Here is a 26735-nt window from a genome sequence, read left to right on the forward strand (position 1 = left end):
AGTCCAGTCTGTCCCAGAGGGTGCTGGAAGGTGACGTGCGGGCCGCCAGCCGGCTGATGCGCAACATCGACGACGGGGCGCCCGGCGCCACCGGCGAGCTGCAGGCCCTGTTCCCCAGGACGGGCCGCGCTTACGTCATCGGCATCACCGGCTCGCCCGGCGCGGGCAAGAGCACCCTGACCGACCGCCTCATCGCGCACTACCGGCAGGCGGGCAAGACGGTGGGGGTCATCGCGGTGGACCCGACGAGCCCCTTCACCGGCGGCGCCATCCTCGGAGACCGCATCCGCATGCAGGACCACGCCACCGACCCCGGCGTGTTCATCCGCTCGCTCGCCACCCGCGGCAACCTGGGCGGCCTCTCGCGCGCCACCGGCGACTGCATCCGCGTGATGGATGCGATGGGCCGCGACGTGGTCATCGTGGAGACGGTGGGCGTGGGCCAGGACGAGCTGGACATCGCCCAGATGGCGCACACCACCATCGTGGTGGTGGTGCCCGGCATGGGCGACGACATCCAGGCCATCAAGGCCGGCATCCTCGAGGTGGCGGACGTCTTCGCGGTGAACAAGGCGGACCTGGACGGCTCGGACCGCACCGTGCGCGAGCTGCGCATGATGCTCGAGCTGCGCCACGCCGTGCGCGCCCCACCCCTGGACCACGACGCGTACCACCGCATGGTGCGCGCGAAGGCCGAGGGCACGCAGGCGCCCGAGCCGGCCGCGGAAGCCGCCGCGCCCGAGTGGGAGCCGCCCATCCTCAAGGTGGTGGCCGCGCGCGACCAGGGCGTGGACAAGCTGGTGCAGGCGGTGGAGCAGCACCGGGCCTTCCTCGACAGCAGCGGCACGCGCGGGCTCAAGGAGCGCACGCGCGCGGCGATGCAGTTCGTCACGCTCTTGCGCGAGCGCCTGCTGCGCAGCGCGCTGGAGCGCCTCGAGCGCGAGAAGGGGCAGCTGGACGAGGTGGCCGGGCGCATCGCCTCGCGCCAGGCGGACCCCTACGCGCTCGCCGAGGAGCTGGCGCACCAGCTGGCGGAGTAGCGGCGCGTGGGCTCGGGCGAAAAGCTGAGCGCCACCGAGCGCGTGCAGGCCCTGGAGGAGCGGCTGCAGCTGCGCTTCGCCAGGCCCGAGCTGGGGCGGGCGGCGCTCACCCACAAGAGCTACGTCAACGAGCACCGCGACGAGGGGCTCACCGACAACGAGCGGCTCGAGTTCCTCGGGGATGCGGTCATCGATCTCGCGGTGAGCCACCGGCTCATGGAGCGCTACCCCGCGGCGAACGAGGGCGAGCTGACCAAGCGCCGCGCCCTCATCGTCAACGAGGAGGGGCTCGCGCGGGTGGCCCGCAGCCTTCGGCTGGGGGAGCTGCTGCTGCTGGGCCGGGGCGAGCAGCGCACCGGCGGCAGCGACCGTGCCTCCCTGCTCGCGGACGCGATGGAGGCGGTCATCGCGGCGGTGTACCTGGGCGGAGGGCTCCCCGAGGTGCTGAAGCTCGTGGACCTGCACTTCGCGGACGCCTTCGTGGAGCTGGCCGAGGGCCGCCACGGGCTCGACTACAAGACGCTGCTGCAGGAGGAGATCCACGCGCGGCTGAAGATCAGCCCGCGCTACGGGCTGGTCTCCGAGTCCGGCCCCGAGCATGCGAAGCAGTTCGAGGTGGAGGTCACCATCGGCGCGAACCTCTACGCGCGCGCCACGGGGCGCAACAAGAAGGAGGCCGAGCAGGCGGCGGCCCGCGCCACGCTCGCCATGCTGCGCGCCGCGCAGCAGTCGCCCGCTCACAGCGCGGGCGAGCAGGCGCCGGCAGCGCCCGGTGTCGCCCCGGAATCGGCTCCCGTGAAAGGGCTTGGTGGGGTAGGTCCAGAGGAATAAGGTCCGGCGCCCGTCGGCTTTACGCCTACATCGCGCCCCCTCAGGAGCCCCGCCCGATGTCCCGCCCGTTCTCCCTCTCCGCGCTGCTGCTCGCCGTCCTGATGCTCGCTGCCCCGGCCTTCGCCGCCGGCAACAAGTGGACCCAGCGCGTCGCGGCCGGCCAGGACGTGTGGGCCACGGTGCAGACGAGCCAGGGCGACTTCACCCTCCGCCTCTTCTCCAAGGACGCGCCGAAGACGGTGGCGAGCTTCGTGGGGCTGGCCACGGGGCAGAAGGAGTGGACGAACCCGGAGACCGGCAAGCCCACGAAGAAGCCCCTCTACGAGGGCGTCACCTTCCACCGCGTCATCCCGGGCTTCATGATCCAGGGCGGCGACCCCACCGGCACCGGCGCGGGCAGCGTGGGCTTCAACGTGCCGGACGAGTTCCACAACGGGCACACCTTCGACAAGCCGGGCATGGCGGCGATGGCGAACGTGGGCCGCCCGGACACGAACAGCTCGCAGTTCTTCGTCACCGTGGCGCCCACCCAGTACCTCAACGACCGCCACACCATCTTCGGCGAGGTCGTGCAGGGCTACGACGTGGTGGAGAAGATCTCCAAGGTCCCCACCTCGCGCGGCAACCGCCCCGAGGAGCCGGTGGTCATCCGCAAGGTGGTCCTGAGCGACCGGGCCCCGGGGGCCAAGGCGCCTCCCGCGAAGGCGGCTCCGGCCAAGGGCAAGGGCGCCTCCGCGGCCCACAAGCCCTGAGGCCGGGGCACACACGCAAGCTTCCTCGGGGGGTCCTCGCCAGCGCACGGGCCGCCCACCACAACGCAGGTCGGGAGACAGAGCATGGGAATGATGGACGAGGCACGCGCCGGCAAGGACCTGTACGCCACCTTCGACACCACCGAGGGCACCATCGTGGTGAAGCTGTTCACGAAGGACGCCCCCAAGACGGTGGAAAACTTCGTGGGCTTGGCCACGGGCGAGAAGCCCTGGACCCACCCGGCCACCAACGAGAAGCAGAACGGCACGCCGCTCTACGACGGCACGATCTTCCACCGCTGCATCGGGGACTTCATGGTGCAGGGCGGCGACCCGCTGGGCCGCGGCACCGGCGGCCCCGGCTTCCGCTTCGAGGACGAGTTCCAGAGCGGCCGCAAGTTCGACAAGAAGGGCCTGCTCGCCATGGCCAACGCCGGCCCGGGCACCAACGGCTCCCAGTTCTTCATCACCGTGATTCCGACCCCTTGGCTCAACAACAAGCACACCATCTTCGGTGAGGTCATCAAGGGCCAGGAGGTGGTAGACAGGGTGGCGAACGAGATCCCCAAGGGGGCCGGTGACCGCCCCAAGACGGACGTGAAGATCAAGAAGCTCTCCATCAGCACCTCCGCCTAGCCGTACCCCTTCATCCCGCGCTGCGCCTCCCCGGGCAGCGCGGGCCCGCAGTCCCACGGGGCAGCCGCAGGGCCGTCCCCAGACCACCTCCCAAGCGATGCCTTCCAAGACACATCGCAGCGGTTTTGCCGCGTTGATCGGCCGTCCCAACGTAGGCAAGAGCACGCTGCTCAATCAGCTGACCGGCGAGAAGATCGCCATCGTCTCGCCCAAGCCGCAGACGACCCGCAACCGCATCCTCGGCGTGGTCACGCGCCCCGAGGGGCAGGTCGCCTTCATCGACACCCCCGGCATCCACGAGGCCAAGGGCGAGCTCAACCGGTACATGGTCGAGGCGGCGCTCGCGGCCGTGGACGACGTGGACCTGGTGCTCTTCCTCATCGAGCCGCCGGGCGGAGACGCCCCCTCGGTGAGCCCCGGCAACCGCACCATCCTGGAGCGGCTGCAGGCGGCGAAGAAGCCCACCTTCCTGGTCATCAACAAGATCGACCAGATCGCGAAGCCTGCGCTGCTGCCGCTCATCGACCTGTACCGCAAGGAGTTCCCCTTCGCGGAGGTGGTGCCGGTGAGCGCGCGCGAGGGCGACGGCGTGGACAACCTGTTCCAGACCGTGCTCGGGCACCTGCCGGAGGGAGACCGCCTCTTCGACGAGGAGATGCTCACCGACCAGGCCGAGCGCGCCATCGTGGCGGAGTACATCCGCGAGCAGGTGCTGCGCCACTGCCGCCAGGAGATCCCGTACTCGGCGGCCGTGGTCATCGAGGAGTTCGACGAGACCGAGCGCGAGCCGATCAAGCCGCAGGCGCCGGGACGGCTCGCGGGCCTGGTGCGGATCATGGCCGTGCTGGTGGTGGAGCGCGAGAGCCAGAAGGCGATCGTCATCGGCAAGGGCGGCACGATGCTCAAGACCATCGGCACGGACGCGCGCAAGGCGATCGAGCGGCTGCTGGGCACCCACGTGTACCTCTCCCTTCGCGTGAAGGTGGAGGAGCGCTGGAGCGAGCGGCCCGAGGGCCTGAAGAAGCTGGGGTACGAATGAAGCCGCTGGTCGCCATCGTCGGACGCCCCAACGTGGGCAAGAGCACGCTCTTCAACCGGCTCGCGGGCCGCAGGCTCGCCATCGTGCAGGACGAGCCCGGAGTCACGCGGGACCGCCACTACGTCGACGCCGAGTACGAGGACCGCGCCTTCACCATCATCGACACGGGCGGCTTCGTGCCCGGCGAGAAGGATCACCTGCTGAGCGCCGTGCGCGAGCAGGCCCAGCTCGCGGTGGAGGAGTGCGACGTCATCCTCTTCGTGGTGGACGCCCAGACAGGCATCACCGCCGCGGACCTGGAGGTCGCCACCTACCTGCGCAAGAGCGGCAAGCCTTGCGTGGTGGGGGTAAACAAGATCGACAGCGAGGGCCACACGCAGAAGGCCGCCGCGGCGGACTTCCACCGCCTGGGCGTCAGCGACGAGGTGCTGCCCATCTCCGCCGAGCACGGCATCGGGATGGGGCACCTGCTCTCGGCCATCAAGGAGCGCCTGCCCCCGCTGCCCGAGGGCGCCGAGACGGACACCGAGGAGCTGCCGGACGACGGCGCGGTGCGCATCGCGATCATCGGCCGGCCCAACGTGGGCAAGAGCACCCTGGTCAATGCGCTGCTCAAGGAGAAGCGCGTGGTGGCCAGCCCCGAGGCGGGCACCACCCGAGATCCCATCGACTCGGCGCTCGAGTACAAGGGCCGCAAGCTCATCCTCACGGACACCGCCGGCATCCGGCGCAAGAAGACCGTGGCGCACCAGCTGGAGAAGTTCGCCGTGGTGAGCGCGCTCAAGGTGCTCGAGCGCAGCGAGGTCGCGGTGCTCCTCATGGACGCCACCGAGCCCGCGGTGGACCAGGACGCGAAGCTCGCCGGCATCGCCGAGGAGAAGGGCCGCGCGCTGGTCATCGTGGTCAACAAGTGGGACCTCATTGCGCAGGACAAGCGCAAGCAGGACCAGTTCCGCGAGGACCTCAAGTACGCCATGAAGTTCGTGGGCTACGCGCCCATCGTCTTCTGCTCCGCGCTCACCGGGGACAAGGTGGAGAAGGTGCTGGAGCTGGCGGTCGCCCTCAGCGACCAGTTCCGCTTCCGCGCCCCCACGCCCCAGCTCAACCGGCTGCTCGAGCAGATGATCGACTCGAACCCCGCGCCCATCGTGGGGGGGAAGCCCTTGCGCCTGTACTACATCGCGCAGGTCACCGCCGCTCCGCCCACCTTCGCGCTCACCGCGAACAAGCCCAACGACGTGCCGGACATGTACACGCGCTACATCACCAACCAGATCCGCAAGACCTTCGATCTGCGCGTGCCCATCCGCATCCACTTCCGCGAGCGCCCCGGCAAGGCCAAGCGCGAGGCCCGCCGCCGCCCGCGCAAGGAGCGCTAGCGGGGGGCTTGCCCCACCTTCGTTGAAGCGTTGACACCCCTCGGGAGCGGTCCTTAGATTGCCCGCCCTTCGCCCGAGGCAAGAGAGGACGAACCGCCGTGGCCGAGAAGTCCCAGAAGATGACGAAGCAGGAGCTGAAGCATCTCAAGGAGCCGGACGCGTTCCAGCGCGTGGGCTCCCAGGCCCGCGACTGGCTCGACCAGCGCCAGAAGGCGGTGGCGATCGCCGCCGTCGTCGTGCTGCTCGGCCTGCTCGGCGTGCTGGTGGCCCGCCACTTCTCCGCGCGCGGCGAGGAGCAGGCCTCGCGCGAGCTGGGCGAGAAGCTCAAGATCCTCAGCCGCCCGGTGAAGGGGCAGGTGCCCGCCGAGCCCGGTGACACCGAGCAGCCCTTCGACAGCGTGCAGGCCCAGGACCAGGCGCTGCGCCAGGCGCTCGAGTCCTTCCGCAAGGAGCGCCCGGGTACCCGCGCCGCCGTGACGGCCGCGCTGCCGCTGGGCAAGGCCCAGTACCGGCTCGGCGACTACGACGCCGCGCTCGCCAGCTTCAACGCCTTCCTCGAGTCCGCCCCCGCGGACGACACGCTGCGCGCCCAGGCGCTCGAGGGCCAGGGCTACAGCTACGAGGCGAAGAACCAGTACGACCAGGCGCTCGCGTCCTTCCAGAAGCTCTCGGAGACGGCGAAGAGCGACTTCCTGGTGGGCATGGGCGAGTACCACCGCGGGCGCATCCTCGCGCTCAAGGGCCAGAAGGACGAGGCCGCGAAGGTGCTCTCGCAGCTGTCCGCCCAGCACCCCAACACGGCCGCCGCGCGGCTCGCGGCCGAGCGCCTCGCGGTGCTCGCCTCGCAGGGCGTGAAGCTGCCGCCGCCTCCTCCGGCGCCCTCCGCTCCGCAGGCCACCCCGGAAGGGAAGTAGCCCCGCACGCATGAGGCACGCCTCCCTCTGGAAGCGCCTGTGCATCCCCGTGGCGGCGGCCGGCCTGATGGGCGGCTGCACCTTCGGGATGCCGCTGTACGGCAACGCCGTGACTTCGGACACCGCGCGCCCGCCCTACGCCACCTTCACCGTGGACTGGTGGAAGCCGCTGGTGGAGCCCCGGATGCTCGAGTACGGGCCCCGGGAGACGGCGCGGCCCACGCTGGATCCGGACTCGGGCCGCGTCATCGCCGCCACGCGTGACGGGTACGTGCGCAGCGTGGCGCCGGGCGGGCAGGTGGCGTGGGAGTTCAAGACGCCCAACCGCTTCCTCGCGGGCGCGCTCGTCCACGAGGGCGTCGTGTACGCGCCGGGCGGCGACGGCACCCTCTACGCGCTGGATGCGAAGACGGGCGCCCTCAAGTGGCGCTTCGCCTCCAACGAGGCCCTGAGCACCCCGCCGGTGTACGCCGGCGGCCGCGTGCTGGTGGTCTCCGAGAACGACACGCTCTTCGCCGTGGAGTCGGCGAGCGGGAAGTGGGCCTGGCAGTACCGGCGCGATCCCCCCAGCGGCTTCACCGTGCGCGGCGCGGGCACCCCCGTCGTGAGCGGCGACTTCGCGTACCTCGGCTTCTCGGACGGCTACCTCGTCGCGCTCGCCCACGAGGACGGCAGCGTGAAGTGGGAGAAGGAGCTGTCCTCCGCGGGCTCCGAGTTCCTCGACGTGGACACCACCCCGGTGCTCGACGACAAGGGCCGGCTCTTCGTGGCCTCGTACAAGGACGGCATCTTCGCCGTGGACTCGAAGAACGGCGACGTGCTCTGGAACACCAAGACCCAGGGCATCACCGGGCTCGTGGCGCGCGGCGAGGCGCTCTTCGCTACGGGCGATGACCGTGTGTCCGCGTACCACGCGGAGACGGGGCGCCACCTGTGGACCACGGATCTCGGCGGCCACGCGGGGCAGACCCCGGTGTTCGCGCGCGGGATGGTGATCGTCCCCAACGAGGAGGCGCTGCTCTTCGTGGACCCGAAGACGGGCCGCAAGGAGCTGAGCTGGAACCCGGGCAAGGGCGTCACCGCGACCCCCTTCGTCGCCCAGTCGCAGCTCTACGTGCTCTCCAACCTCGGCGGCCTCTACGCCCTGGAGCTGCACGGGGGCCCGGGGTGAGCTCCGGCGCGGTGCGCACGGTGCGCGTGGTGGCTGCGCTGATCCCCCAGCGCGACGCGCCCGGGCGCTTCCTCGTCCAGCAGCGGCTGCCCGGCGGAAGCCGCGCGCTGTTGTGGGAGTTCCCCGGCGGCAAGGTGGAGCCGGGCGAGAGCGAGCCCGAGGCGCTGGCGCGCGAGTGCCGCGAGGAGCTGGACGTGCAGCTCGCGGTGGGCCGCCGCCTCTGGGAGGGCCGCCACAGCTACCCGGATCTCACGGTGGAGCTGGTGCTCTACGCGGCGCGCATCGAGTCCGGTGAGCCGCGGCCGCTCGGCGCGCAGGCGCTGCGCTTCCTCACCATCCCGGAGATGCAGGCGCTGCCCTTCTGTGAGGCTGACATCCCGCTGCTCGAGGAGCTCGCCCAGGGAAGGCTGGGCCCGCTCGGCTGATGCTGCGCCGCACCTTCCAGCACATCCCCGGAGTGGGGCCGTGGCGCGAGAAGGACCTGTGGGCGCGCGGCATCCGCACCTGGGATGACTTCCCCGCGGGCGGCCCGGCGGTCGCTATCTCGCGCAAGCAGGACGCGGTCGCACGCGAGCGCATCGCCCAGGCCCGTGAGGCACTCGAGCGACGGGATCTCGCGGCGCTCGCCGCGCTCCTGCCGCCGCGCGAGCACTGGCGCCTGTACCCCGAGTTCGCCGAGTCGGCGGTGTTCTGGGACATCGAGACGGACGGGCAGGAGCTGCAGCGGCCCACGGTGGTGAGCCTCTTCGACTCCACCGGCCTGCACGTCTTCATCCAGGGCCGCAACATGGACGCGCTGCCCGAGGCGCTCGCCGCCCGGGCGCTGTGGGTGACCTTCAACGGCTCCTGCTTCGACGTGCCCGTGCTGCGCGACTACTTCGGCGCCGAGCGCTTTCCCACGCCCGCGGCCCACATCGACCTGCGCTTCGTCTGCAAGCGGCTGGGGATGGGGGGAGGGCTGAAGGAGATCGAGGACGACCTGGGCCTCGGCCGCCCGCCGCACATGCGCGGCGTGAACGGCTGGGACGCCGTGCTCCTGTGGCGCGCCTACCGGGCGCGCGGGGACGTGGAGGCCCTGCGCTTCCTCGTGGAGTACAACCTCTACGACTCCTTCCAGCTGCGCACCCTGATGGACACGGCCTACAACCGCGGCGCGGACGACCTGAACTGCGACGTGCCGCGCCTTCCCGTGTTCGATCGCGGTGACGTGCTCTACGACGTGAGCAAGCTGCTGCTGGAGCTCGGCCCCACGCGGCGCGACCTGAACGTCATCGAGCGGATCCGCCGCCAGAGCCGGGATCTGCGAGACGACTGAGGGGCCGGGCGGAGGGGGGGAGGGCGCTTCAGGAGGGCGCCGGGACCTCGTCCGTGGGCTGCTCGGCGGCGACCTGCCCCACTGCTACAGGTCTGATCAACGGACGCTCCAGCGCCTGGCGGTCCCAGCCGGCCCGGTCGGCCGCCGCGGCATAGGTGCTCTCGAGGAAGTCGAAGACGGTCCGGCGGGGATCCGCGGAGGTGCGCACGGCCTCGTAAGGCAGGAGGAACTCGCCGAACGAGGCGTTGTAGTGCGCCTCCGGGGGGCGCACCGGGGCCTGGGCGAGCCCGTCGGGAGCCGGCGCCGCGTACGCGTAGAACGCAGCCTCCGGGAACGGACCGCCGCCGGGCCAGAAGCCCGCGCTGATGACCTCTTCGCAGTAGGACTCGCGCGTCACCGCGTCCGCGCCTCGGCGCTCGGGCGCACGGCGGCCCGCGAAGCGCGTCACGGCCAGATCGAAGCTTCCCCAGAAGAAGTGCACCGGACTGACCTTGCCGGTGAAGCGCGCCCGGAACTCCTTGAGCAGGGCGTCCGCCTGGACGAGGACCTGGAACCAGCGGCGCACGGCTTGCGGATCATAGGTCCGGTGGACGCGGTCGTCGCTCAGCGACTCGGTCGCATCCGGGATCTCGCAGACCCGATCAGAGAGCCGGACCTCGATGCCCAGCCCGTGCAGGGTGGCCAGCAGCTCCCGGTAGAAGTCGGCGACCGACTGCGAGCCCAGCTCGCGCTCGTGGCGCTCGCCATCGCTCGTCTGGATGCGCAGCTCGTGCGCGAGGAAGTCGAAGTCGACCTCGAAGGTCCGGTCGCCGTACGGGATCGGCGAGGTCGTGAGGCCGCGGCTCGTCACGTAGAGCGCGACGTGCCAGTAGTGGTTGAGCATCGGCGAGAGCGCCAGGCGCACCTTGCCCACGATCTGCGTGTACCGGTGCAGGGTCTCGTACGTGGGCTTCCACTCAGCGAGCGGCAGTGCCGGCCACGCCTCGATCGCGGTGCTCATCCAGGACCTCGCTCCTGAGGAGCGGGCGCGCCGTGCGCCCGCTCGGGTGTCAGTCGCGAAGCTTGGCCTGCGCAGACGGTCGGACCATTGGACCGGAACGCAGCCGGGCGAGAGCTCGGGCCGTCGCGAGCCTGGTCGCTGGGCTCAGTGCCGGCGGTGTCGGCGGCTGGGCTTTTCCTTCTTCGGGGCCGGGGCAGGCTTTTCCTTCTCGCCAGCCACCAGGAACTCGAAGCGCTGGTCCGGGACGTGCCGGCCGGCCGCGTCCGTCATCGTCGCGCCTGTCTGGGCGTCCACGACCAGGGTGTACTTGTGGCCCGCCTTCAGGGGCTCCGGCAGGGCGATCTTGTAGACGAAGCCCGCGTCCGAGTCCGTGGCCTCGTCGTCGGAGACCATCGCGCGGCCGGCCTCGTCGAAGAGGCGCACGCGGTGGTTGCGCAGCCCCAAGTCGGTGCGGAGCTCGAGGCCCTGCGTAGGCTCGATGACGGGGCGCTCGGAGCCGCCCACGGCGACGCCCTGGGTGCCCGCGTCGAGAAGCTGCTCGGACAGCGTGAAGGTGACCACGTCCGGGATGCTGGCAGGCGCCTCGCCGGCATCTCCAGCGGCGACGGGGCCGCCGTCCGGAACGCCCGCGGGCTGCTCGCGGCAAGCGAGCGGGGCGACGAAGACACAGCAGGCGAGCATCGTGAGTGAGCGCAGGCGCATGGTGCGCGGAACCTACGTGCTGGGCCCGGGTCTTTGAAGAACGGAGTCAGCCCCGGGGCGCACAAATGGGTCGCTCGGCCGGTCCGCACACCCCATTCCCCCTCTGACCAGACGTCGGATAAGATGCGTTATGTAAACTTAGCTCGTGGATGGCCGGCGTGGCTCTGGGGCCTGGGCTCTCGAGCCGAACCGCAGCCGCTCGCCTGCTCCGGGTGTCCGTCGGCGGGCGTCCAGCCAGCTCGCGAACGTCGGTCGTGGTCCTGGGATACGACGGCTTGTGTGACGACACTTCCGCGGGCGGCGTCACGGTTGCCGTGACGCCCTGCCCCTGTTCTCGCCAGGTTCCTTGCAGCTCAGGGAGGCCCGCCGGTCCATGAGGATGAGCTCGATTGTTCGTGGTGCCGTACTGGGCGTCGCCTTGGGCCTCACTGCGTGCGCGCACTCGGATTCGCCTCATGCGTTGGGCGGCACTCCTCCAGGCCCGGCGGCCGCCCCTGCGGAGGTCCCGGCCCGCATCGACGTCGTGTTCGACAACGAGGACATCTACGAGGCCTTCCGGGCGCTCGCGCAGCAGGCCCGGATCAGCCTTTTCCTCGACCCGGACATCGAGGGTCGCGTGACCTGGTCGGCGCACGCCGTTCCCTGGCCGGACGCCCTTGCGGCGCTCGCCCAGGTGCATCGACTCCGCGTCGAGCGATTGACCGTCCACGGAGTCGCAGCCCCGTGCTTCTGGGTGTCCCGGACATCGAGCCCCCCAGCGCCTCAGACCGAGTTCACCGGCACGCGCGTCAGCCTCCGGTTCGATGACACCCCGATTCGGGAAGCAGTCAGGCAGCTCGCGGAGGCCGCGAAGACGCCCATCGTGGTGGACGAAGGCGTCCCGGACGTGCCGATCACGCTTCACCTCTGGCTGCCGTGGGACCTCGGCCTGGCGCACCTCGCGCAGAAGTACGCGCTGCACCTCGTCCGGACGAACGGCACCATCCACGTGGCCCGCTGAGGCACGGCTCCGGGCCGATCACCCGGGAACCTCCGGGATGACGTGTCGGAGGTTCGGGTCCCCTTCCGGAAACGTGACGCCCAGGGAGACGTTGCGCGGAGTGTCCGCCGCCTGCTCCGCGGCCTCGAGCAGTGCGGCGGAGACCTCGTCGAGCATGACCCCCGCCGCACGGAGGCGCTGCGCGAAGTCGCCGAGGCGCGCGGTCTCGAGCTCGGCCTGGAACATGAAGTAGAGCCCGGAGAATGGCCGTGCGGCGACGAGCCATCCGCACGCGGAGATGGCCTCCTCGATGCGTGCGATGGCCGCGGTGCGGTCACCACGAGCGACGGCTGACAGCGTGAGCCGGCCCTTCATCGGTGCACCTTCACCTCGCTCCAGAGTGCTTCAGACGTTGCTGCCGTCCCAGGGCGTCGTGGGCGGCACCGCGGCGGCTCCCTCTCCGTTCGCCCTGCCCGCAGCCGCGCCGTCGGCGCCCAGGGTATAGGCCGTCATGGAGAGCGAGCCGAAGGCGTAGCCGTCCACCAGCACGTCCGCGGGCTTGCCGGCGGCGCTCGCGAGCCCTGCCAGGTACAGCAGCGGGATGAAGTGCTCGGGCGTCGGCGCTGCGGCCTTGAAGTCCTGGTGGCCGGCCACGGCCGGGAGCTCCGAGGGACCCCCGGCCATGATCTCGCGCACCCGCTCGTCCACGTGCTGGGCCCAGGCGAAGCCCGTCTCCGGCTTGTGCCAGTCGATCGCCCGCAGGTTGTGCACCACGTTGCCACTGCCCAGGATGAGCACCCCGCGCTCGCGTAGCGGTGCCAGCTTCGCGCCGAGCTCGAGGTGGTAGTCGAAGGGCTTGAGCGAGTTGATCGACAGCTGCACCACCGGCACGTCCGCCGCTGGGAACGCGTGGACGAGCACGGACCAGGTCCCGTGATCCAGCCCCCAGCTGTCCACGTCCGCGCCCACCCAGTCGGGCTTCGCAAGCTCCGAGACCTCGTCGGCGAGCTCAGGCAGCCCGGGCGCCGGGTACTGCACGTCGAAGAGCGCCTGGGGAAAGCCGTAGAAGTCGTGGATCGTCTTCGGCTTCGGCATCGCCGTGACGGCCGTCGCGTTGATGTACCAGTGCGCCGAGACGACCAGGATGGCCCGGGGCTTCGGGACCGCCCTGCCGAACGCGCGCCAGGCCTCGGTGTACCGGTTGGCCTCCAGCGTGTTCATCGGGCTGCCGTGTCCGAGGAAGGCCGCGGGCATCAGATCTCGTGGGGTCATCGCTGCGCACTCCTCCGGCCCGAGCCGGCGCACCTCAGGGACTGCGGGTGAATATGGGCATTCTCACCGGTGAACCCAGGGTCTCGACCAGAAGGCCAAACCCCTGAAATCTGACGCGCCGCGGCGAGGTTGACTGACCAGCAATGGTTGGGGGTCCGGCCAACTTCAGCGCTTGACCCCCCTTCCGGCATCCCGCAGAAACACAGTCCCGATTTCGGGACCCCTGAAAGGAACCAACTTGAAGCGACTGCTCGTCGTGGCATCCCTGGCGCTCGGAGTGAGCGCGTCAGCGGACGAGGGAATGTGGACGTACAACAACTTCCCCTCGCAGCAGGTGAAGCAGAAGTACGGCTTCGAGCCCACGCAGCAGTGGCTCGACAACGTGCGCCTCTCGTCGGCCCGGCTCGCGGGCGGTTGCTCGGCCAGCTTCGTGTCCGAGAACGGCCTGGTGATGACGAACCACCACTGCGCGCGCGGCTGCGTCGAGCAGCTCTCCACGGCCAAGCAGAACTACCTGGACAACGGCTTCTACGCCAAGACCGAGGGCGAGGAGCGGCAGTGCCCGGCGATGGAGCTCAACCGGCTGGAGAAGATCACCGACGTCACCGACCGGATGGACAAGGCCACCCAGGGCCAGAGCGGCGCCGCGTACGCGACCGCGCTCAAGGCGGAGATGGCGAAGATCGAGAAGGAGTGCGCCACCAGCGACGACGTGCGCTGTGACGTGGTGACGCTGTACCAGGGCGGCCGCTACAACCTGTACCAGTACCGCCGCTTCCAGGACGTGCGCCTGGTCTTCGCGCCCGAGCACGCCATCGCCTTCTTCGGCGGCGACCCGGACAACTTCGAGTTCCCGCGCTACGACCTCGACGTGTCGTTCCTGCGCGTCTACCAGAACGGCAAGCCGGCGAAGATCGATCACTACTTCAAGTGGTCCAAGGCGGGCGCCAAGGACGGCGAGCTCACCTTCGTGTCCGGCCACCCGGGCAGCACCAGCCGCAACCTGACCGTGGCCCAGCTCGCGTACACCCGCGACGTGCTGCTGCCCAAGGGCATGGAGCGCCTCGGTGAGATGCGCGGCATGCTGACCGAGTACATGAAGCGCGGGCCCGAGCAGAAGCGCACCGCCAGCAACCTGCTCTTCGGCACGGAGAACTCGCTCAAGGTCTACATCGGCCGCCAGGAGGCCCTGACGGACTCGGACTTCTTCGCCAAGAAGGTGAAGGAGGAGAACGACCTGCGCGCCAAGATCAACGCGGACCCGAAGCTGAAGGAGCAGTTCGGCGGCGCGTGGGATCAGATCGCCCAGGCGGTGAAGCAGGCGAAGAACATGCGCGTGGAGGTCAGCCAGATCGCCATGCTGCAGGGCCTCAACGAGCCGCTGTTCCAGAACGCGCTGCGCCTGGTGCGGTACGCAGACGAGCTCGCCAAGCCCAACGAGCAGCGCCTGCGCGAGTACGTGGACTCCAACGTGCCCGCGCTCAAGGCGCAGATCGGCAGCGCGGCGCCGCTCTATCCCGAGCTGGAGATCGCCCGCCTCACGCACAGCCTCACCAAGATGCGTGAGGACCTGGGGCCCAACCATCCCTTCGTGAAGAAGGTGCTGGGCAACGAGAGCCCGGCGGCGCTCGCCACGCGCCTGGTCAAGGGCACCCGCATGTTCGACCCCAAGGTGCGCCTGGCGCTGCTCAAGGGCGGCAAGGCGGCGGTGGACGCGAGCCACGACTCGATGATCGAGCTGGCCAAGCGCCTGGACGCGGACTCGCGCCAGGTGCGCAAGGCCTACGAGGAGGGCCCCGAGGCCACCCTCGACAAGGCCAGCGAACTCATCGGCAAGGCGAAGTTCGCGGCCTACGGCACCGGCATCTACCCGGATGCGACCTTCACGCTGCGCCTGTCCTACGGCTCGGTGAAGGGCTACCAGGAGAACGGCAAGCGGGTGCAGCCGTTCACCTACATGGGCGGGACCTACGATCACGCCACGGGCGAGGACCCCTTCAAGCTGCCGCCCAGCTGGCTGCGCGCGCGCGGCAAGATCAACGCCCAGACCCCGATGAACTTCGTGACCACCAACGACATCATCGGCGGCAACTCCGGCTCGCCCATGGTGAACAAGGACGCGGAGATCGTGGGCCTCATCTTCGACGGCAACATCCAGTCGCTCGGCGGTGACTACGGCTACGACGAGAGCGTGAACCGTGCGGTCGCGGTGCACAGCGACGCCCTCATCGAGGCGCTGGACAAGGTGTACGGCGCCAAGCGGGTGCTCGAGGAGCTGCGCCCGGGCAGCACCCCGCAGGCTCCGGTCAAGGCGCCCACCCCGGGGTAGTCGCCTCCCGCAGGCGTTGAAAGCACGAGAGGCTGCCCTGGACACCCGGGGCAGCCTCTCCGCTTTTCGGGGCGCGCCTTCGAAGCGCTACTCCCCTACTCCCACTCGATCGTCGCCGGCGGCTTGGACGAGACGTCGTAGACCACGCGGTTGATGCCGCGCACCTCGTTGGTGATGCGCGTGGAGATGCGGGCAATGAGATCGTAGGGCAGGCGGGCCCAGTCCGCCGTCATGCCGTCCACGCTGCTCACGGCGCGCAGCACGCAGGTGGACTCGTAGGTGCGCTCGTCGCCCATCACGCCCACGCTCTGCACGGGCAGCAGCACCGCGAAGGCCTGCCACAGCTCGCCGTAGAGGCCGGCCTGGCGCACCTCGTCCTGCACGATGGCGTCCGCGCGGCGCACCAGCTCGAGGCGCTTCTCGGTGATCTCGCCGAGCACGCGGATGGCGAGACCCGGGCCCGGGAAGGGCTGGCGGCTGACCATCTCGTCCGGCAGGCCCAGCTCGCGGCCGAGCGCGCGCACCTCGTCCTTGAACAGCTCGCGCAGCGGCTCCACGAGCTTCATCTTCATGTGCTCGGGCAGGCCGCCGACGTTGTGGTGGCTCTTGATGGTGACCGAGGGGCCCTTGTACGAGACGCTCTCGATCACGTCCGGGTACAGCGTGCCCTGGGCGAGGAACTCCGCGTCCTGCACGTCCTTCGCGGCCTCCTCGAACACCGCGATGAACTCGCGGCCGATGATCTTGCGCTTCTTCTCCGGGTCCGTGACGCCCGCGAGCGCGGTGAGGAAGCGCTCGCGCGCGTCCACCGTCTTGAGCGGCACGTGGAAGCGGTCCACGAACAGGGCCTCCACCTGGGCACGCTCGCCCTGCCGCAAGAGCCCGTTGTCCACGAAGATGCACTGCAGGCGCGAGCCGATGGCCCGGTGCAGCAGCAGCGCCGCCACCGAGCTGTCCACGCCGCCGGAGAGCCCGCAGATGACCCGGCCGTGCTCGCCCACCTTCGCGCGGATGGCCTCCTCGGCCTCCTGCACGAAGCCCTTCATCGTCCAGCTGCCGCTCACCTTGCAGTCGTTGAAGAGGAAGGCGTGCAGCATGCGCTTGCCCTCCGGGGTGTGGACCACCTCGGGGTGGAACTGCACGCCGTAGATGCCCTTCTCGTGGTGGGCGGCGGCGGCGAACGGGGAGTTCGCGCTGCGGCCGATGGCCTCGAAGCCCGGGGGCAGCGCGTCCACGCGGTCGCCGTGGCTCATCCACACCTTCACCCGGTCGCCGACCTTGAACTCGGAGAAGGGGCCGCGGGCCGAGAGCACCTCGACCTCGGCGGGGCCGTACTCGCGGTGCGCGGTGCGATCCAGCTTGCCGCCCAGCAGCTTGGAGATGAGCTGCAGGCCGTAGCAGATGCCCAGCACCGGCAGCTTGGACTCGAAGACGTAGGGGTCGCAGCGGGGGGCGCCCTCCGCCTCCGCCGAGGAGGGGCTGCCCGAGAGGATGATGCCGCGCGGGTTGAAGCGGCGGATCTCGTCCGCCGCGAGGTCCGGGCGGTGGATCTCGCAGTACACGCCCAGCTCGCGCACCCGGCGCGCGATCAGCTGGGTGTACTGGCTGCCGAAATCGAGGATCAGAATCTTTTCTGCGTGCAGGTCCACCGAGGCCTCCCGGCTTCTCGCGTTGACGTTTGGGGGGCCTTATCGCTACAAACTTTCGGAAAGCAACCCTTAAGAAGCCTGCCGGCTTCCCGAGAGAGAGACGCCCCGATGCGCTTGCCCGCCGCGGTTGCCTTCGCCCTGCTTTCGTCCTTCGCCACCGGCTGCGTGAAGGAGATCTCCTCGGAGGAGCGGCTGGATCGCGCCACGTCGGACTCGAGCGCGTCCGCCTGCAAGAGCCCCGAGGAGCTGCGCAAGCTCTCGTGCGAGAGCACGGGGGACGCGCTGGAGCGCGCGCGCGACCTCAACCGCCCCGAGACGGACCGCATGCAGGGCTACATCGACCTGTACCGCTCGCTGCGCCAGCGCACCGCCGCCTTCGAGCAGGCCATGGCCTGCAACCCCGACCTCGCCTACCGCGACGACACCAAGGCCCTGGTGGGCGCGCAGGACGGCTGCGTGCGCACGCTCGCGGACGTGCAGGTGGAGTTCGAGACCTACGTGCGCGAGCTCGTCACGGTTCCCACCGCGCAGGACATCAAGGGCGGCAACACGGTGACGGTGGCGCGCCTGGACTTCAACACCCTGCGCCAGGCCATCCAGGTGCTCGCCCCCGACGACGCCGAGCAGCTGCTCGCGCGCGTGGACGGCGCCGAGAAGCGGCTCAGCCCGGGCGGCGCGGAGTCCAGCAGCGGGCGCCGCCGCTAGCGCGGGGCCCGAGGTAGGGGCGAGGAGCACTCGCGACGACCTCGCCGCGCGAAGCGGGGCCTCCCCGCGTTTTGATGGCCGTCCACCGAGCGTTCGGGCGATACTCCCGTCCTCTCCTCTCTGCGCGCGAGCCAGGCATTGGCGGACACAACCCAAGGGGCCATCGGCCTCGTCGTGAAGCTCCCCTTCGCAACGCCCGAGGAGTTCCTCGCCAAGTACGGCCGGAACCTCTCCCGCGGCGGCATCTACCTGCGCTCGCGCACGGTGAAGCCGCCGGGCACGCCCGTCACGCTGGACCTCAAGCTGGTCAACGGCGAGCGGCTCATCTACGCCTCCGCCGTGGTGCACTACACCACCGGCACCACCGCGTCCGCGGGCACCGGCGTGCTGGGCATGGGCCTGCGCTTCGTGACCCTGGACGAGCCCACGCGCGCCTTCATCGAGAACGCGCCGGGGCTCGCGAGCTCGGACCCCGCGCTGCCTCCGGTGCCCGCGGGCGTCGGTGAGCCGCTCTACGCACCCGAGGCCCCGGCGGCCCCCGCCACTCCTCCCCCGCCGCCCCGGCCTCCCACCGTCACGGCGAGCGCGCCCGCCCCCACGCTGGGCGCCCCCGTGGCCGCGCCCAGCGCCCCGGCCTTCGAGGAGCCCACCGAGGAGCCCAAGCGCACCGGGCTCATCATCGGCATCGACCTGGGGACCACCAACAGCTGCGCCGCGTACGTGCGCGGCGGCAAGCCCGCGGTGCTCGCGAGCCGCGAGGGGCACAACACCGTGCCCTCGATCATCGCGCTCAACGCGCGCAGCAAGCTGGTGGTGGGCCACCCCGCCAAGGGGCAGATGCTCACCAACCCGCGCCAGACGGTGTACGGCGCGAAGCGCCTGGTGGGCCGCGCCTTCGAGTCGCCGATCGTGCGCACCATCAAGGATCGCTTCGCGTACGAGATCGCCCCCGGCACCGAGGGCGAGGCGGCGGTGCGCCTGGGAGACCGGGTCTACACCCTGCAGCAGATCTCCGCGCTCATCCTGCGCGAGGTGCGCGAGGTGGCGCAGAACCAGCTCGGCCAGCCCATCTCGCGCGCCGTGATCACGGTGCCGGCCTACTACAACGACAACCAGCGCCACGCGGTGCGTGAGGCAGGACGGCTCGCCGGGCTCCACGTGGAGCGCATCCTCAACGAGCCCACGGCAGCGGCGCTCGCCTACGGCTACGGGCGCAAGCTGACCCAGCGCGTGCTCGTGTACGACCTGGGCGGCGGCACCTTCGATGCCTCGGTGCTCGAGCTGAGCGACAACGTCTACGAGGTCATCTCCACCGGCGGCGACACCTTCCTCGGCGGCATCGACTTCGACAACGCGATCGTCGAGTACCTGCTCTCCGAGTTCCAGCGGCAGACGGGGCGCGCCTTCCAGGGCGACCGCGTGGCGCTGCAGCGCATCAACGACGCGGCCGAGCGCGCGAAGATGGCGCTCTCCGAGCGCACCGAGGTGCGCGTGCACGTGGCCTTCGTCACGGTGCTCGACGACAAGCCCTACGACCTCGACGTGATGCTCACCCGCGAGAAGCTCATCTCGCTCACCGAGGGGCTGGTGGACCGCACCGTGCAGGTGTGCGGCGAGGTGCTGCAGGCGCGCGGCCTCAAGCCCGAGGACATCAACGAGGTCATCCTCGTCGGAGGCCAGAGCCGCTTCCCGCTCGTGCACGAGAAGATCACCCGCTTCTTCGGCAAGGCCCCGAGCAAGGGCGTGCACCCGGACGAGGCCGTGGCGCTGGGCGCCGCGCTGCTCGCGCACAGCCTCGGGCAGCTCGAGGGCGTGGTGCTCATCGACGTGCTCCCCATGGCCATTGGCGTGGGGCTGCCCGGCGGGCGCTTCAAGGCGGTGCTCGAGCGCAATACGTCGCTGCCGGCGACCAAGAGCTACCAGCTGTCCACCAGCCGCGACGGGCAGACGGAGCTCGAGCTCACCATCTTCCAGGGCGACTCGGACAAGGCCGCGGAGAACGAGTACCTGGGCACGCTGCGGCTCGCGAACCTGCCCAGGCTGCCGCGCGGCGCGGTGCGGGTGGAGGTCACCTTCGAGGTGAGCAACGAGTCGCTGCTGCGGGTGACCGCGAAGGAGGCGACGACCGGAGCCCAGGTCTCCAGCACCTTCACCACGCGGGACACCCCCGAGGCCGTGAAGGCGCGCCTGAGCGCCGCCGAGGGGCCGCAGAGCTCGACGGGCGTGCCCACCGTTTCGGCGGCGCCCGCAGCTGCGGCCAAGAGCGAGGGCGGCGGTCTCTTCGGATGGCTCGGCCGCCTCTTCGGCGGCGGGCGCTAGCGGGGCTCTGCCGCCCCGCCGTGCCTACTTGCGCAGCTCGCCGCGCACGCCACCCGTGCCCTCGTAGAGCTTCGCCGGGGGCGGCGCGTCGCCGTCACTGGCGAGCGCGGGCTCGAGCGAGCCCGTGCGGGGCAGCGCCGCGCTGTCCTGCGCCGCCTGGGCGCGCGCGGCCGCTGCGCGGCGCCGGCTGAGCACGAGCGTCACCACCGCCACGACCGCGAGCCCGACGAGCACTACCGTCTGGCCCTCCTTGAGCTTGTCGATGAGCAGGTCCAGCTCGCCGCCGAAGTGGAAGCCCAGCCAGATGAAGAGCGGCGCCGAGGCCAGCGCCGCGAGCCCATCCCACAGGATGAAGCGCGTATAGGCCATGCCGGCCGAGCCCGCCGTGAAGTAGGTCACCGCGCGCACGCCGGGCAGGAAGCGGGCGATCATCACGATCTTCTGCCCGTGCTTCGCGAAGAGCCCTTCCACCTTCGCGCGCTTCTCGGGCGTGACGATGCGCGCGAAGAAGCCCCCGGGCTTGCGCCCCACCTTGGTGCCCAGCCGGCGTCCCGCGACGAAGATGAGGCTGTCGCCCACCAGGATGCCCAGGAAGCCCACCATCATCATCACTGGCAGGCTCGCCGCGCCCTTGTGCGCGAGGAAGCCGCCCAGGATGAGCGAGATGTCCTCGGGCAGCGGCACGCCCAGGCCGCAGATCACCAGCACCCCGAACACGGTCAGGTAGGCGATGAGGCCCTGCGAGTTGCCCAGAAGGCTATGAAGAAGGTCTTCCACGCTGCGTCCTGTCGATCTCGAAGAGGCCCGCACGTGCCGGCAGGCAACCAGGGCCCGCCGGGAGTCCCCCCTGCGGCGCCCCTTCAACCGGGCCCACGCCCCTAAAACTCCGCCTCCCCCGGCCGGCCGCTCCGCGAGGTAGACCCGGCTCCGCCGGGGGTGAAGGTCTTTAGCGCGGCTCCCCTACGGGATTCCAGAAGATCGCTCGTCTGCCCGCCTGGACTGATCAGGTCCTACCCACCAGGGAACGCAGGGGCTCGCGGTTGTCGCGCACCTTCTGGCCGAAGTGCGTGACCATCCCCATCAGCAGCTTGATGCAGGCCTGAGGCTTCTCGGTCATCAGGCGCTGGAAGTCCTCATGGCGGATTTCCAGCGCACGCACGTCCGAAACGGCCGTGGCAGTGCAGAGCCGGGGGCCGGGCTTCACGAGCGTCAGCTCGCCCAGGGGCTCGCCTGCCCCCACGTCTCCCAGCGCCACGTCCTCGCCGGCGCCGTTCTGGGCGCTGAGGCGCACCGTGCCCTCCTCGACGATGAGCATCGAGTCGCCCGCCGCGTTCTCGGCGAAGAGCCGGGCGCCCTTTGGGAAGGCGCGCGCCTTGGCGACGCCCCCCAGGATGCGGAGACCGGTATCGGTGAACCCCTTGAAGAGGGGGCACGCCTTCAGCGCATCCGTGACGACCATGGCGCTTTCTTACCACGCGCCTGCATAGGCGTCAGCGACTCGCGCCCGCGCGGCTCACGCGGTGACGGGGAGCCGGAAGCCCGGGATGGGGCTCTCCGCGGGCTCGGGCATCACCGTGGGCGGCTGCAGCACGGCGAGCTGGGTGCCCGCGAGCGCCGCGACGCTGGCGCGCTCGATCTTCACCCTCACGAGAGCGCCCGCGGGCGCGTCGCCCTCGAAGTTCACGGTGCGGTTCTCCGGCGTGCGGCCGAAGCGCTTGGTGGGGTCATACTTCGAGTGGCCCTCGACGAGCACCTCCACCTCGCGGCCCACCTGGGCGGCCATCAGCTCACCGGAGATGCGCTTCTGCAGCTTCTGCAGGCGGTCCAGGCGCGCGGTCTTCACCTCGTGCGGGATGACGCCCCACTCGTCCTCCTTGAGGCTCGCCACCGTCTTGGGGCGGGGGCTGAAGACGAAGGAGAACTGGTTCTCGTAGCGCACCTGCTCGGTGAGGGCGAGCGTGCGCTCGAAGTCCTCCTCCGTCTCGCCGGGGAAGCCCACGATGATGTCCGTGGTGACGGCGATGCCGGGACGCGCGGCGCGCAGCTTCTCGAGGCGCTCGAGGTACTGCACCACGGTGTAGTCGCGGCGCATCCGCTTGAGCACCGGATCCGAGCCGCACTGCACCGGCAGGTGGAAGTGCGGGGCGATCTTCGGCTGGATGCGGAAGGCGTCGATGAGCTCGTCGGAGAGATCGTGCGGGTGGCTGGTGGTGAAGCGCACGCGCTCAATGCCCGGCACCTCCGCGGTGCGCAAGAGCAGCTGCGCGAAGCTGATGCCGCCCGCGTACGAGTTCACGTTCTGGCCGATGAGCGTCACCTCGCGCATGCCCACGCGCGCGAGCGAGTCCACCTCGAGCAGCACCTCGGGGAACGCACGGCTCACCTCGCGGCCGCGGGTGTGGGGCACCACGCAGAAGGCGCAGACGTTGTCGCAGCCCTTCATCACGGTGACGAACTCGGTCACCTTGCCGCGGCTCGTCTCGGGGTCAGCGCGAGGGAAGACGTACTCCTCGCTGTCCACCCAGGCAGTCTCCACCACGCGCGCCCGGTCGTTCTCCACCTGGCCCACGATCTCCGGCAGCTTCGCGATGGCGTCCGGCCCGAACACGAAGTCCAGGTAGGGCACCTTCTTGAGCAGCTTCTCCTTCTCCTGCTGCGCCACGCACCCGCCCACGCCCAGGAGCGTCCCGCGCCGCGTCTTCTGGGTGCGGTAGCGCCCGAGCGCGGAGAGCATCTTGTCCTCCGCCTTCTCACGGATGGCGCAGGTGTTGAGGATGATGAGGTCCGCGTCGTCCGCCGTGGGCGTGGGGGCGTACTGCATGCGCCCCAGCACCTCGCTCATGCGGAGCGAGTCGTTGACGTTCATCTGACAGCCGAAGGTGTGGATGAAGTAGCGCTTCATGGGAAATCGGCACCTTATCCGTCGGAGGCGCGGGGAAAGCAACCCGTGAGGGCCCCTGGCTCGGGGGGGGCCTCAACCCTGGAGGACCTGGCCCATCCGGGTGTGCAGGGCGAGGATCTGCGGCTCGTGCGCGAGCAGCAGGGCCACCTGCTCCGGGCCGTAGCGCTGCTCGAGCTCCTGCAGGCTCTCTAGACGGGCGAGCTCCTCCTCCACCCTCGCCCGGCGCTCGGCCGCGCGGGGGCTGTCCTCGCCCTGGAGCTCGGCGTAGCGGGTGCGCACCCGCTGCAGCGTCCAGCGTCGGCCTCCAAAGGCACGCAGCAGGGCGAGCCCCCGCTCGACCTCCTTCACCCCCAGGGCGCTGGCCTCGAGGCCCTTCGCGTGCGCCTCGGCGAGGGTCGCGGGCGCCGCCGCGCCGGGGCGTCCTTCCGCGTGAGCGAGGAAGGCCTCCTGGTAGCGCAGGAGCGCCCGGAGCCGGACCTCGTCGATGCCCGGGGACGCGAGCCGCAGCGTGCGCGAGTCGCCCGTGCCGGGCTCCTGGTGGAGCGGGACGAGCTCGGCCTCGGGGCCCGAGGCACTGGGATCGTCGAAGAGGTTGCCCATGGCGGCGGTCTCCTTCAGGCGGGGACGAGCTGGTCGGCCAGGCGCGCGAGATCGCCCACCGACTGGACGACCACCGCCTGGTGGCAGTGCTTGGAGTACGTCAGCATCTCGCTGTCGCCAACACCCCAGTTGCGCTCGGGCTCGGGGCAGATCCACAGCAGGCGCTTCGCCTTGCGCCGCAAGTCCTTGAGCGCCCAGGCGTTGGCCGCGTTGAAGTTGTTGCGCCCGTCCCCGATGACCATCACGGTGGTGCGCCGGGTGATGCTGCCCAGGTGGTCGCGGCTGAAGCTCGCGAGCGCGCGGCCGTAGTTGGAGTTGCTGGTGAGCGAGATGGCCTGGCCCGCGGTGGCGAGATCGATGGCCCGGTCCACGTCCAGGTCCTTGAAGTACTGCGTCACCTCGCCCACGTCCGAGACGAAGACGAAGGAGCGCACGCGCACGAAGAGGCTCTGCAGCGTGTGCATGAAGAGCATCATCATCCGGCTCGCGTTGCGCACCGAGTCCGAGACGTCGCAGAGGATGACCACCTCGGGTCGCTCGGGCCGCCGCGCGCGGAACTGCGGCACCATGGGGATGCCGCCCCACGGCATGTTGCGCCGCAGGGTGCGCCGCACGTTGAGCGCGCCGCGGCGGCGCGAGCGCTGCTTTCGGATGAGCCGGCTCTTGAGCTTCTCCGCGAGCGTGCGCACGGCCGTCTCCATCTGGGCGACCTCGGCGGCGCTCAGCGTGTGCAGCGGCTTGTCCACTGAGCCGTCCCCGCTGCGCCGCACGCGCCCCTTCGCCTGGCGCTGCACCTCGCGGCGCGCCGCGTCCTCCACCTTGCGCATCGCCTCGGCGACCTGGCGGCTCACCACCTCCACGCCTTCCGCACTGAGCCCGCGCGCCTTGAGCTCGTCCTCGAAGCCCTTGAGCTCGCTGCGGGCGCGCTCCATGCCGGCGCCCGCGAGGAGGCGGCGGCTGTAGAAGCCCACCTGCAGCGTGCTCTCGAGGCCCGAGAGATCCAGCTGCAGGGTCGCCGCGCGGAAGATCTGCGCGAGCCGCGCGCGGTCTCCCTGCAGGAGCGCCTGCGTGAGCGGGCTCATCTCCGGCAGCAGCAGGTTCATCTGGTAGAGCAGCATCGTGAGGTTGTCGCCCTCGAGCAGCCCCTGCTCCTGCATCTGCTGGAACAGCGAGCGATCCAGAGCCTCGAAGGTCTGCGCCGCGCCGGAGAAGTAGAAGTCGAAGCAGCGATTGAAGACCTCCACGTCCAGCTCACGCTTGATGAGCGTGGTGCGCAGCACGGCGCGGAACACGCCCTTCTCCTGCAGCCCCACCTCCGCGCTCGCGCGCAGCGCGTCCTGCACCTCGCTGGTGCTCACGCGCACGCCGTTCTGGCGCAGGACCTCGGAGAACTCGACGATGCGGGCGTCCACGCGTGTCCCCTCTTCCCTCAGGCGCGCTCGAAGGAGAGCAGCGCCTCCACGTGGTGCGTCTGCGGGAACATGTCCAGGACCTGGAGGACCTGCGGCCGGTAGCCCGCCTGGGCGAGCTCGCCAGCGTCGCGCGCGAGCGAGGCCGGATCGCAGGCCACGTACACGAGCCGCTTCACGCCCAGCGCCTTGGCCCAGCGAGACAGGCCCGGCGCCCCCGTGCGCGGCGGGTCCGCGAGCAGCAGCTCGAACTGGGCCCCCTCGCGCACCAGGCCGTCACAGGCCTTGCGCGCATCCGCCTGGATGAAGCGCACGTTGGCGACGCCGCCCTCGCGGGCGCTGCGCTGGGCGAGCTCCACCGAGACGCTGGAGGACTCCACCCCCAGCACCGAGGCCGCCGTCCCGGCGAGCGGGAAGGTGAAGTTGCCGTTGCCCGAGTAGAGCTCCAGCACCCGCTCGTGCGTGCGCGGAGCGAGCTCGGTGAGGGCCGACGCCACCAGGCCCAGGTTGGCCTCGGCGTGCGCCTGGCTGAAGGCATCCGGGCGCAGGAAGAGCGGCACCTCGGGGCGCAGCGGCTGCAGCGAGCGCAGCGTGGGCTTTCCCACGAGGCGCGGGGCGCCGGCCTGGGGACCCGGCACCAGCACCGCGCCCTCGAGCCGCAGCGCGCGCACCGCTCCTTCCGCCACCTCCACGTGGCGCGCCGTGACCAGGCCCTTGAAGGTCACCGCGAAGGCGGCCTTGGTCCCTTCCGAGAGCAGGTGCAGCTCGTCCGCGTCCTTCGCGAGGGGCTTCAGCAGCGGGGCGAGCCGGCCCGGCAGCGCCGCGAGCGGCTCCGCGAGGGCGCCGCAGGTCTCCACCGGGACCCGCTCGTGGCTGCGCCGGCCGAAGTAGGTGGGCAGCCCTTGCGAGAAGTGGAGCACGGCGCGGCGGCGGTAGCCGGTATCGCGCGGGGCCACGAGCAGCGGGCGCACGGTGAGCTGGGCGCGCGGGATGCGCCCCAGGTGCTCGAGCGCGGAGAGGACGATCTCCTGCTTCGCCTCGCGCTGGGCGGGCTCCGCGAGCTCGAGCCAGTCGCAGCCGCCGCACGCGGAGCTGAGCGCGCACCCGGAGAGGCGGCGCGAGGGGCTGGGGGCGACCACCTCGGCCAGGTGGCCGCGCAGCACCTTGCCCGCCTGCTCGAGCCGCGCGCGCACGCGCTCGCCCGGGAAGGCGCCGGTGACGAAGACGGTGCGCCCCTCGAAGAGGGCCACGCCCTCCCCCAGCTGGCCGAGGCGGTCGATGTGCAGCTCGACCGGCTGCTCTGGGAGGGGAAGTTCGAGAGCCATGGGGGTACGGCCTTGGATGCAGCGCCTAGCGCTTTGCTTCGCTCTGCGCAGAGCCGCCGGACAGCTCCGGCAGCTCCTGGCGCAGGCGGGTGACGAAGCGCTCGATGCGCGAGCGCCTGTCCTCGTCAACGTTCACGAACTCGATGCCCATCCCCGCGCCCTGGTGCTGCGCGTTGTCCGCGCCGCTCACCCGGGCCACCCTCCCCTCCACCTCGAAGGGGGTGGGCGCGTCCGGGAGGCTGAGCACGAGCTCCAGGGGGCTGCCCACGGGCAGCGGAGTGGAGGTGTTGATGAACAGGCCGGAGCCCGAGAGGTTCACCGCCCAGTGGCTGGCGAAGCTGGCGCCGCCCGGGCTGCGGTAGGCCACCAGCAGCTCGTGCTGCAGGCGGCTGCCGCGCCGCTGCGGCGGGGAGGACTCGACCTTGTCCGTCATGGGCTCGGCTCCAGGGTCCCGGGTGATGCGCTCA

Annotated in this window: 26 protein-coding genes; 14 read left to right on the top strand and 12 right to left on the bottom strand. The window is 70.7% G+C overall.

What is annotated here, in order from left to right; all coding sequences use genetic code 11:
- Positions 1-35 precede the first annotated feature (35 nt).
- The 10 genes from meaB to FGE12_RS00620 all read left to right on the top strand — a co-directional run bounded on the left by meaB (position 36) and on the right by FGE12_RS00620 (position 9077).
- Positions 36-1040, top strand: a complete 1005-nt coding sequence (gene meaB / locus FGE12_RS00575) for a methylmalonyl Co-A mutase-associated GTPase MeaB (protein ID WP_370458834.1) — start codon at positions 36-38, stop codon at positions 1038-1040.
- Between the two features lie 6 nt (positions 1041-1046).
- Entirely contained in the window at positions 1047-1871 is an 825-nt protein-coding gene (gene rnc / locus FGE12_RS00580) for a ribonuclease III (RefSeq protein ID WP_194797425.1), read from the top strand.
- Positions 1872-1927: 56 nt separating this feature from the next.
- On the top strand, positions 1928-2623 hold the full coding sequence (locus tag FGE12_RS00585) for a peptidylprolyl isomerase (RefSeq protein WP_194797426.1): 696 nt from the start codon (positions 1928-1930) through the stop codon (positions 2621-2623).
- A gap of 90 nt (positions 2624-2713) precedes the next feature.
- A complete protein-coding gene (locus FGE12_RS00590; protein WP_370458835.1) occupies positions 2714-3259 on the top strand; it encodes a peptidylprolyl isomerase in 546 nt (181 codons plus the stop codon).
- Between the two features lie 97 nt (positions 3260-3356).
- Entirely contained in the window at positions 3357-4298 is a 942-nt protein-coding gene (gene era, locus FGE12_RS00595; RefSeq protein WP_153864265.1) for a GTPase Era, read from the top strand.
- Complete coding sequence (gene der / locus FGE12_RS00600) at positions 4295-5677, top strand: ribosome biogenesis GTPase Der (protein WP_153864266.1); 1383 nt, start codon at positions 4295-4297, stop codon at positions 5675-5677. Before era ends, der begins: the two co-directional genes overlap by 4 nt.
- Positions 5678-5775: 98 nt before the next feature.
- Positions 5776-6591, top strand: a complete 816-nt coding sequence (locus tag FGE12_RS00605) for a tol-pal system YbgF family protein (protein ID WP_370458836.1) — start codon at positions 5776-5778, stop codon at positions 6589-6591.
- A 10-nt stretch (positions 6592-6601) separates the two neighbouring features.
- Positions 6602-7762 carry a PQQ-binding-like beta-propeller repeat protein gene (locus tag FGE12_RS00610; protein WP_153864267.1) on the top strand — a complete coding sequence of 387 codons (1161 nt, stop codon included), beginning with the start codon at positions 6602-6604 and terminating at the stop codon, positions 7760-7762.
- Positions 7759-8187 (top strand): (deoxy)nucleoside triphosphate pyrophosphohydrolase, encoded by a 429-nt coding sequence (locus FGE12_RS00615; protein WP_194797427.1) that lies wholly within the window; start codon positions 7759-7761, stop codon positions 8185-8187. Before FGE12_RS00610 ends, FGE12_RS00615 begins: the two co-directional genes overlap by 4 nt.
- Positions 8187-9077, top strand: coding sequence for a ribonuclease H-like domain-containing protein (locus FGE12_RS00620; RefSeq protein WP_153864268.1), 891 nt, complete (start codon positions 8187-8189; stop codon positions 9075-9077). The genes FGE12_RS00615 and FGE12_RS00620 overlap by 1 nt, the downstream gene beginning before the upstream one ends.
- A 28-nt stretch (positions 9078-9105) precedes the next feature.
- Here the strand turns inward: FGE12_RS00620 and FGE12_RS00625 are convergent, their stop codons facing one another.
- Both FGE12_RS00625 and FGE12_RS00630 read right to left on the bottom strand, forming a co-directional pair.
- Entirely contained in the window at positions 9106-10077 is a 972-nt protein-coding gene (locus tag FGE12_RS00625) for a DUF5996 family protein (protein WP_153864269.1), read from the bottom strand.
- A gap of 144 nt (positions 10078-10221) precedes the next feature.
- Entirely contained in the window at positions 10222-10779 is a 558-nt protein-coding gene (locus FGE12_RS00630; RefSeq protein WP_153864270.1) for a hypothetical protein, read from the bottom strand.
- A 523-nt stretch (positions 10780-11302) separates the two neighbouring features.
- On the opposite strand from FGE12_RS00630, the gene FGE12_RS00635 reads away from it, so the two are divergent.
- Positions 11303-11779, top strand: a complete 477-nt coding sequence (locus tag FGE12_RS00635) for a hypothetical protein (RefSeq protein ID WP_153864271.1) — start codon at positions 11303-11305, stop codon at positions 11777-11779.
- Positions 11780-11797: 18 nt separating this feature from the next.
- On the opposite strand, the gene FGE12_RS00640 is transcribed toward FGE12_RS00635, so the two are convergent.
- Together FGE12_RS00640 and ygiD are read right to left on the bottom strand one after the other, a co-directional pair.
- Positions 11798-12133 (bottom strand): hypothetical protein, encoded by a 336-nt coding sequence (locus tag FGE12_RS00640; RefSeq protein ID WP_153864272.1) that lies wholly within the window; start codon positions 12131-12133, stop codon positions 11798-11800.
- 30 nt (positions 12134-12163) lie between these two features.
- Positions 12164-13030 (bottom strand): 4,5-DOPA dioxygenase extradiol, encoded by an 867-nt coding sequence (gene ygiD / locus FGE12_RS00645; protein WP_228530492.1) that lies wholly within the window; start codon positions 13028-13030, stop codon positions 12164-12166.
- Between the two features lie 238 nt (positions 13031-13268).
- Here ygiD and FGE12_RS00650 point away from each other — a divergent pair, with 238 nt between their 5' ends.
- Complete coding sequence (locus FGE12_RS00650; RefSeq protein ID WP_194797428.1) at positions 13269-15359, top strand: S46 family peptidase; 2091 nt, start codon at positions 13269-13271, stop codon at positions 15357-15359.
- A gap of 95 nt (positions 15360-15454) precedes the next feature.
- Here FGE12_RS00650 and guaA read toward each other — a convergent pair whose 3' ends face one another.
- Entirely contained in the window at positions 15455-17008 is a 1554-nt protein-coding gene (gene guaA / locus FGE12_RS00655) for a glutamine-hydrolyzing GMP synthase (RefSeq protein WP_194797429.1), read from the bottom strand.
- 108 nt (positions 17009-17116) lie between these two features.
- On the opposite strand from guaA, the gene FGE12_RS00660 reads away from it, so the two are divergent.
- Positions 17117-17713: a hypothetical protein gene (locus FGE12_RS00660; RefSeq protein WP_153864273.1), complete on the top strand. Its 597-nt coding sequence runs from the start codon at positions 17117-17119 to the stop codon at positions 17711-17713.
- 138 nt (positions 17714-17851) lie between these two features.
- Positions 17852-20032 carry a TIGR02266 family protein gene (locus FGE12_RS00665; protein WP_153864274.1) on the top strand — a complete coding sequence of 727 codons (2181 nt, stop codon included), beginning with the start codon at positions 17852-17854 and terminating at the stop codon, positions 20030-20032.
- Between the two features lie 24 nt (positions 20033-20056).
- On the opposite strand, the gene FGE12_RS00670 is transcribed toward FGE12_RS00665, so the two are convergent.
- The 7 genes from FGE12_RS00670 to FGE12_RS00700 form a co-directional block, all read right to left on the bottom strand.
- Positions 20057-20809 carry a DedA family protein gene (locus tag FGE12_RS00670; protein WP_194797430.1) on the bottom strand — a complete coding sequence of 251 codons (753 nt, stop codon included), beginning with the start codon at positions 20807-20809 and terminating at the stop codon, positions 20057-20059.
- Positions 20810-21035: 226 nt separating this feature from the next.
- Positions 21036-21491 (bottom strand): cyclic nucleotide-binding domain-containing protein, encoded by a 456-nt coding sequence (locus FGE12_RS00675; protein ID WP_153864275.1) that lies wholly within the window; start codon positions 21489-21491, stop codon positions 21036-21038.
- Between the two features lie 54 nt (positions 21492-21545).
- Positions 21546-22934: a tRNA (N6-isopentenyl adenosine(37)-C2)-methylthiotransferase MiaB gene (gene miaB / locus FGE12_RS00680; RefSeq protein WP_153864276.1), complete on the bottom strand. Its 1389-nt coding sequence runs from the start codon at positions 22932-22934 to the stop codon at positions 21546-21548.
- Between the two features lie 72 nt (positions 22935-23006).
- Positions 23007-23534, bottom strand: coding sequence for a hypothetical protein (locus FGE12_RS00685; RefSeq protein ID WP_153864277.1), 528 nt, complete (start codon positions 23532-23534; stop codon positions 23007-23009).
- Between the two features lie 14 nt (positions 23535-23548).
- Positions 23549-24946, bottom strand: a complete 1398-nt coding sequence (locus FGE12_RS00690; protein WP_194797431.1) for a VWA domain-containing protein — start codon at positions 24944-24946, stop codon at positions 23549-23551.
- Between the two features lie 17 nt (positions 24947-24963).
- Positions 24964-26268, bottom strand: coding sequence for a class I SAM-dependent RNA methyltransferase (locus tag FGE12_RS00695; RefSeq protein ID WP_153864279.1), 1305 nt, complete (start codon positions 26266-26268; stop codon positions 24964-24966).
- Positions 26269-26293: 25 nt separating this feature from the next.
- A complete protein-coding gene (locus FGE12_RS00700) occupies positions 26294-26701 on the bottom strand; it encodes a TIGR02266 family protein (protein ID WP_153864280.1) in 408 nt (135 codons plus the stop codon).
- Positions 26702-26735 lie beyond the last annotated feature (34 nt).

Origin of the sequence: Aggregicoccus sp. 17bor-14 (assembly GCF_009659535.1) — a bacterium.
Taxonomy (GTDB): domain Bacteria; phylum Myxococcota; class Myxococcia; order Myxococcales; family Myxococcaceae; genus Aggregicoccus.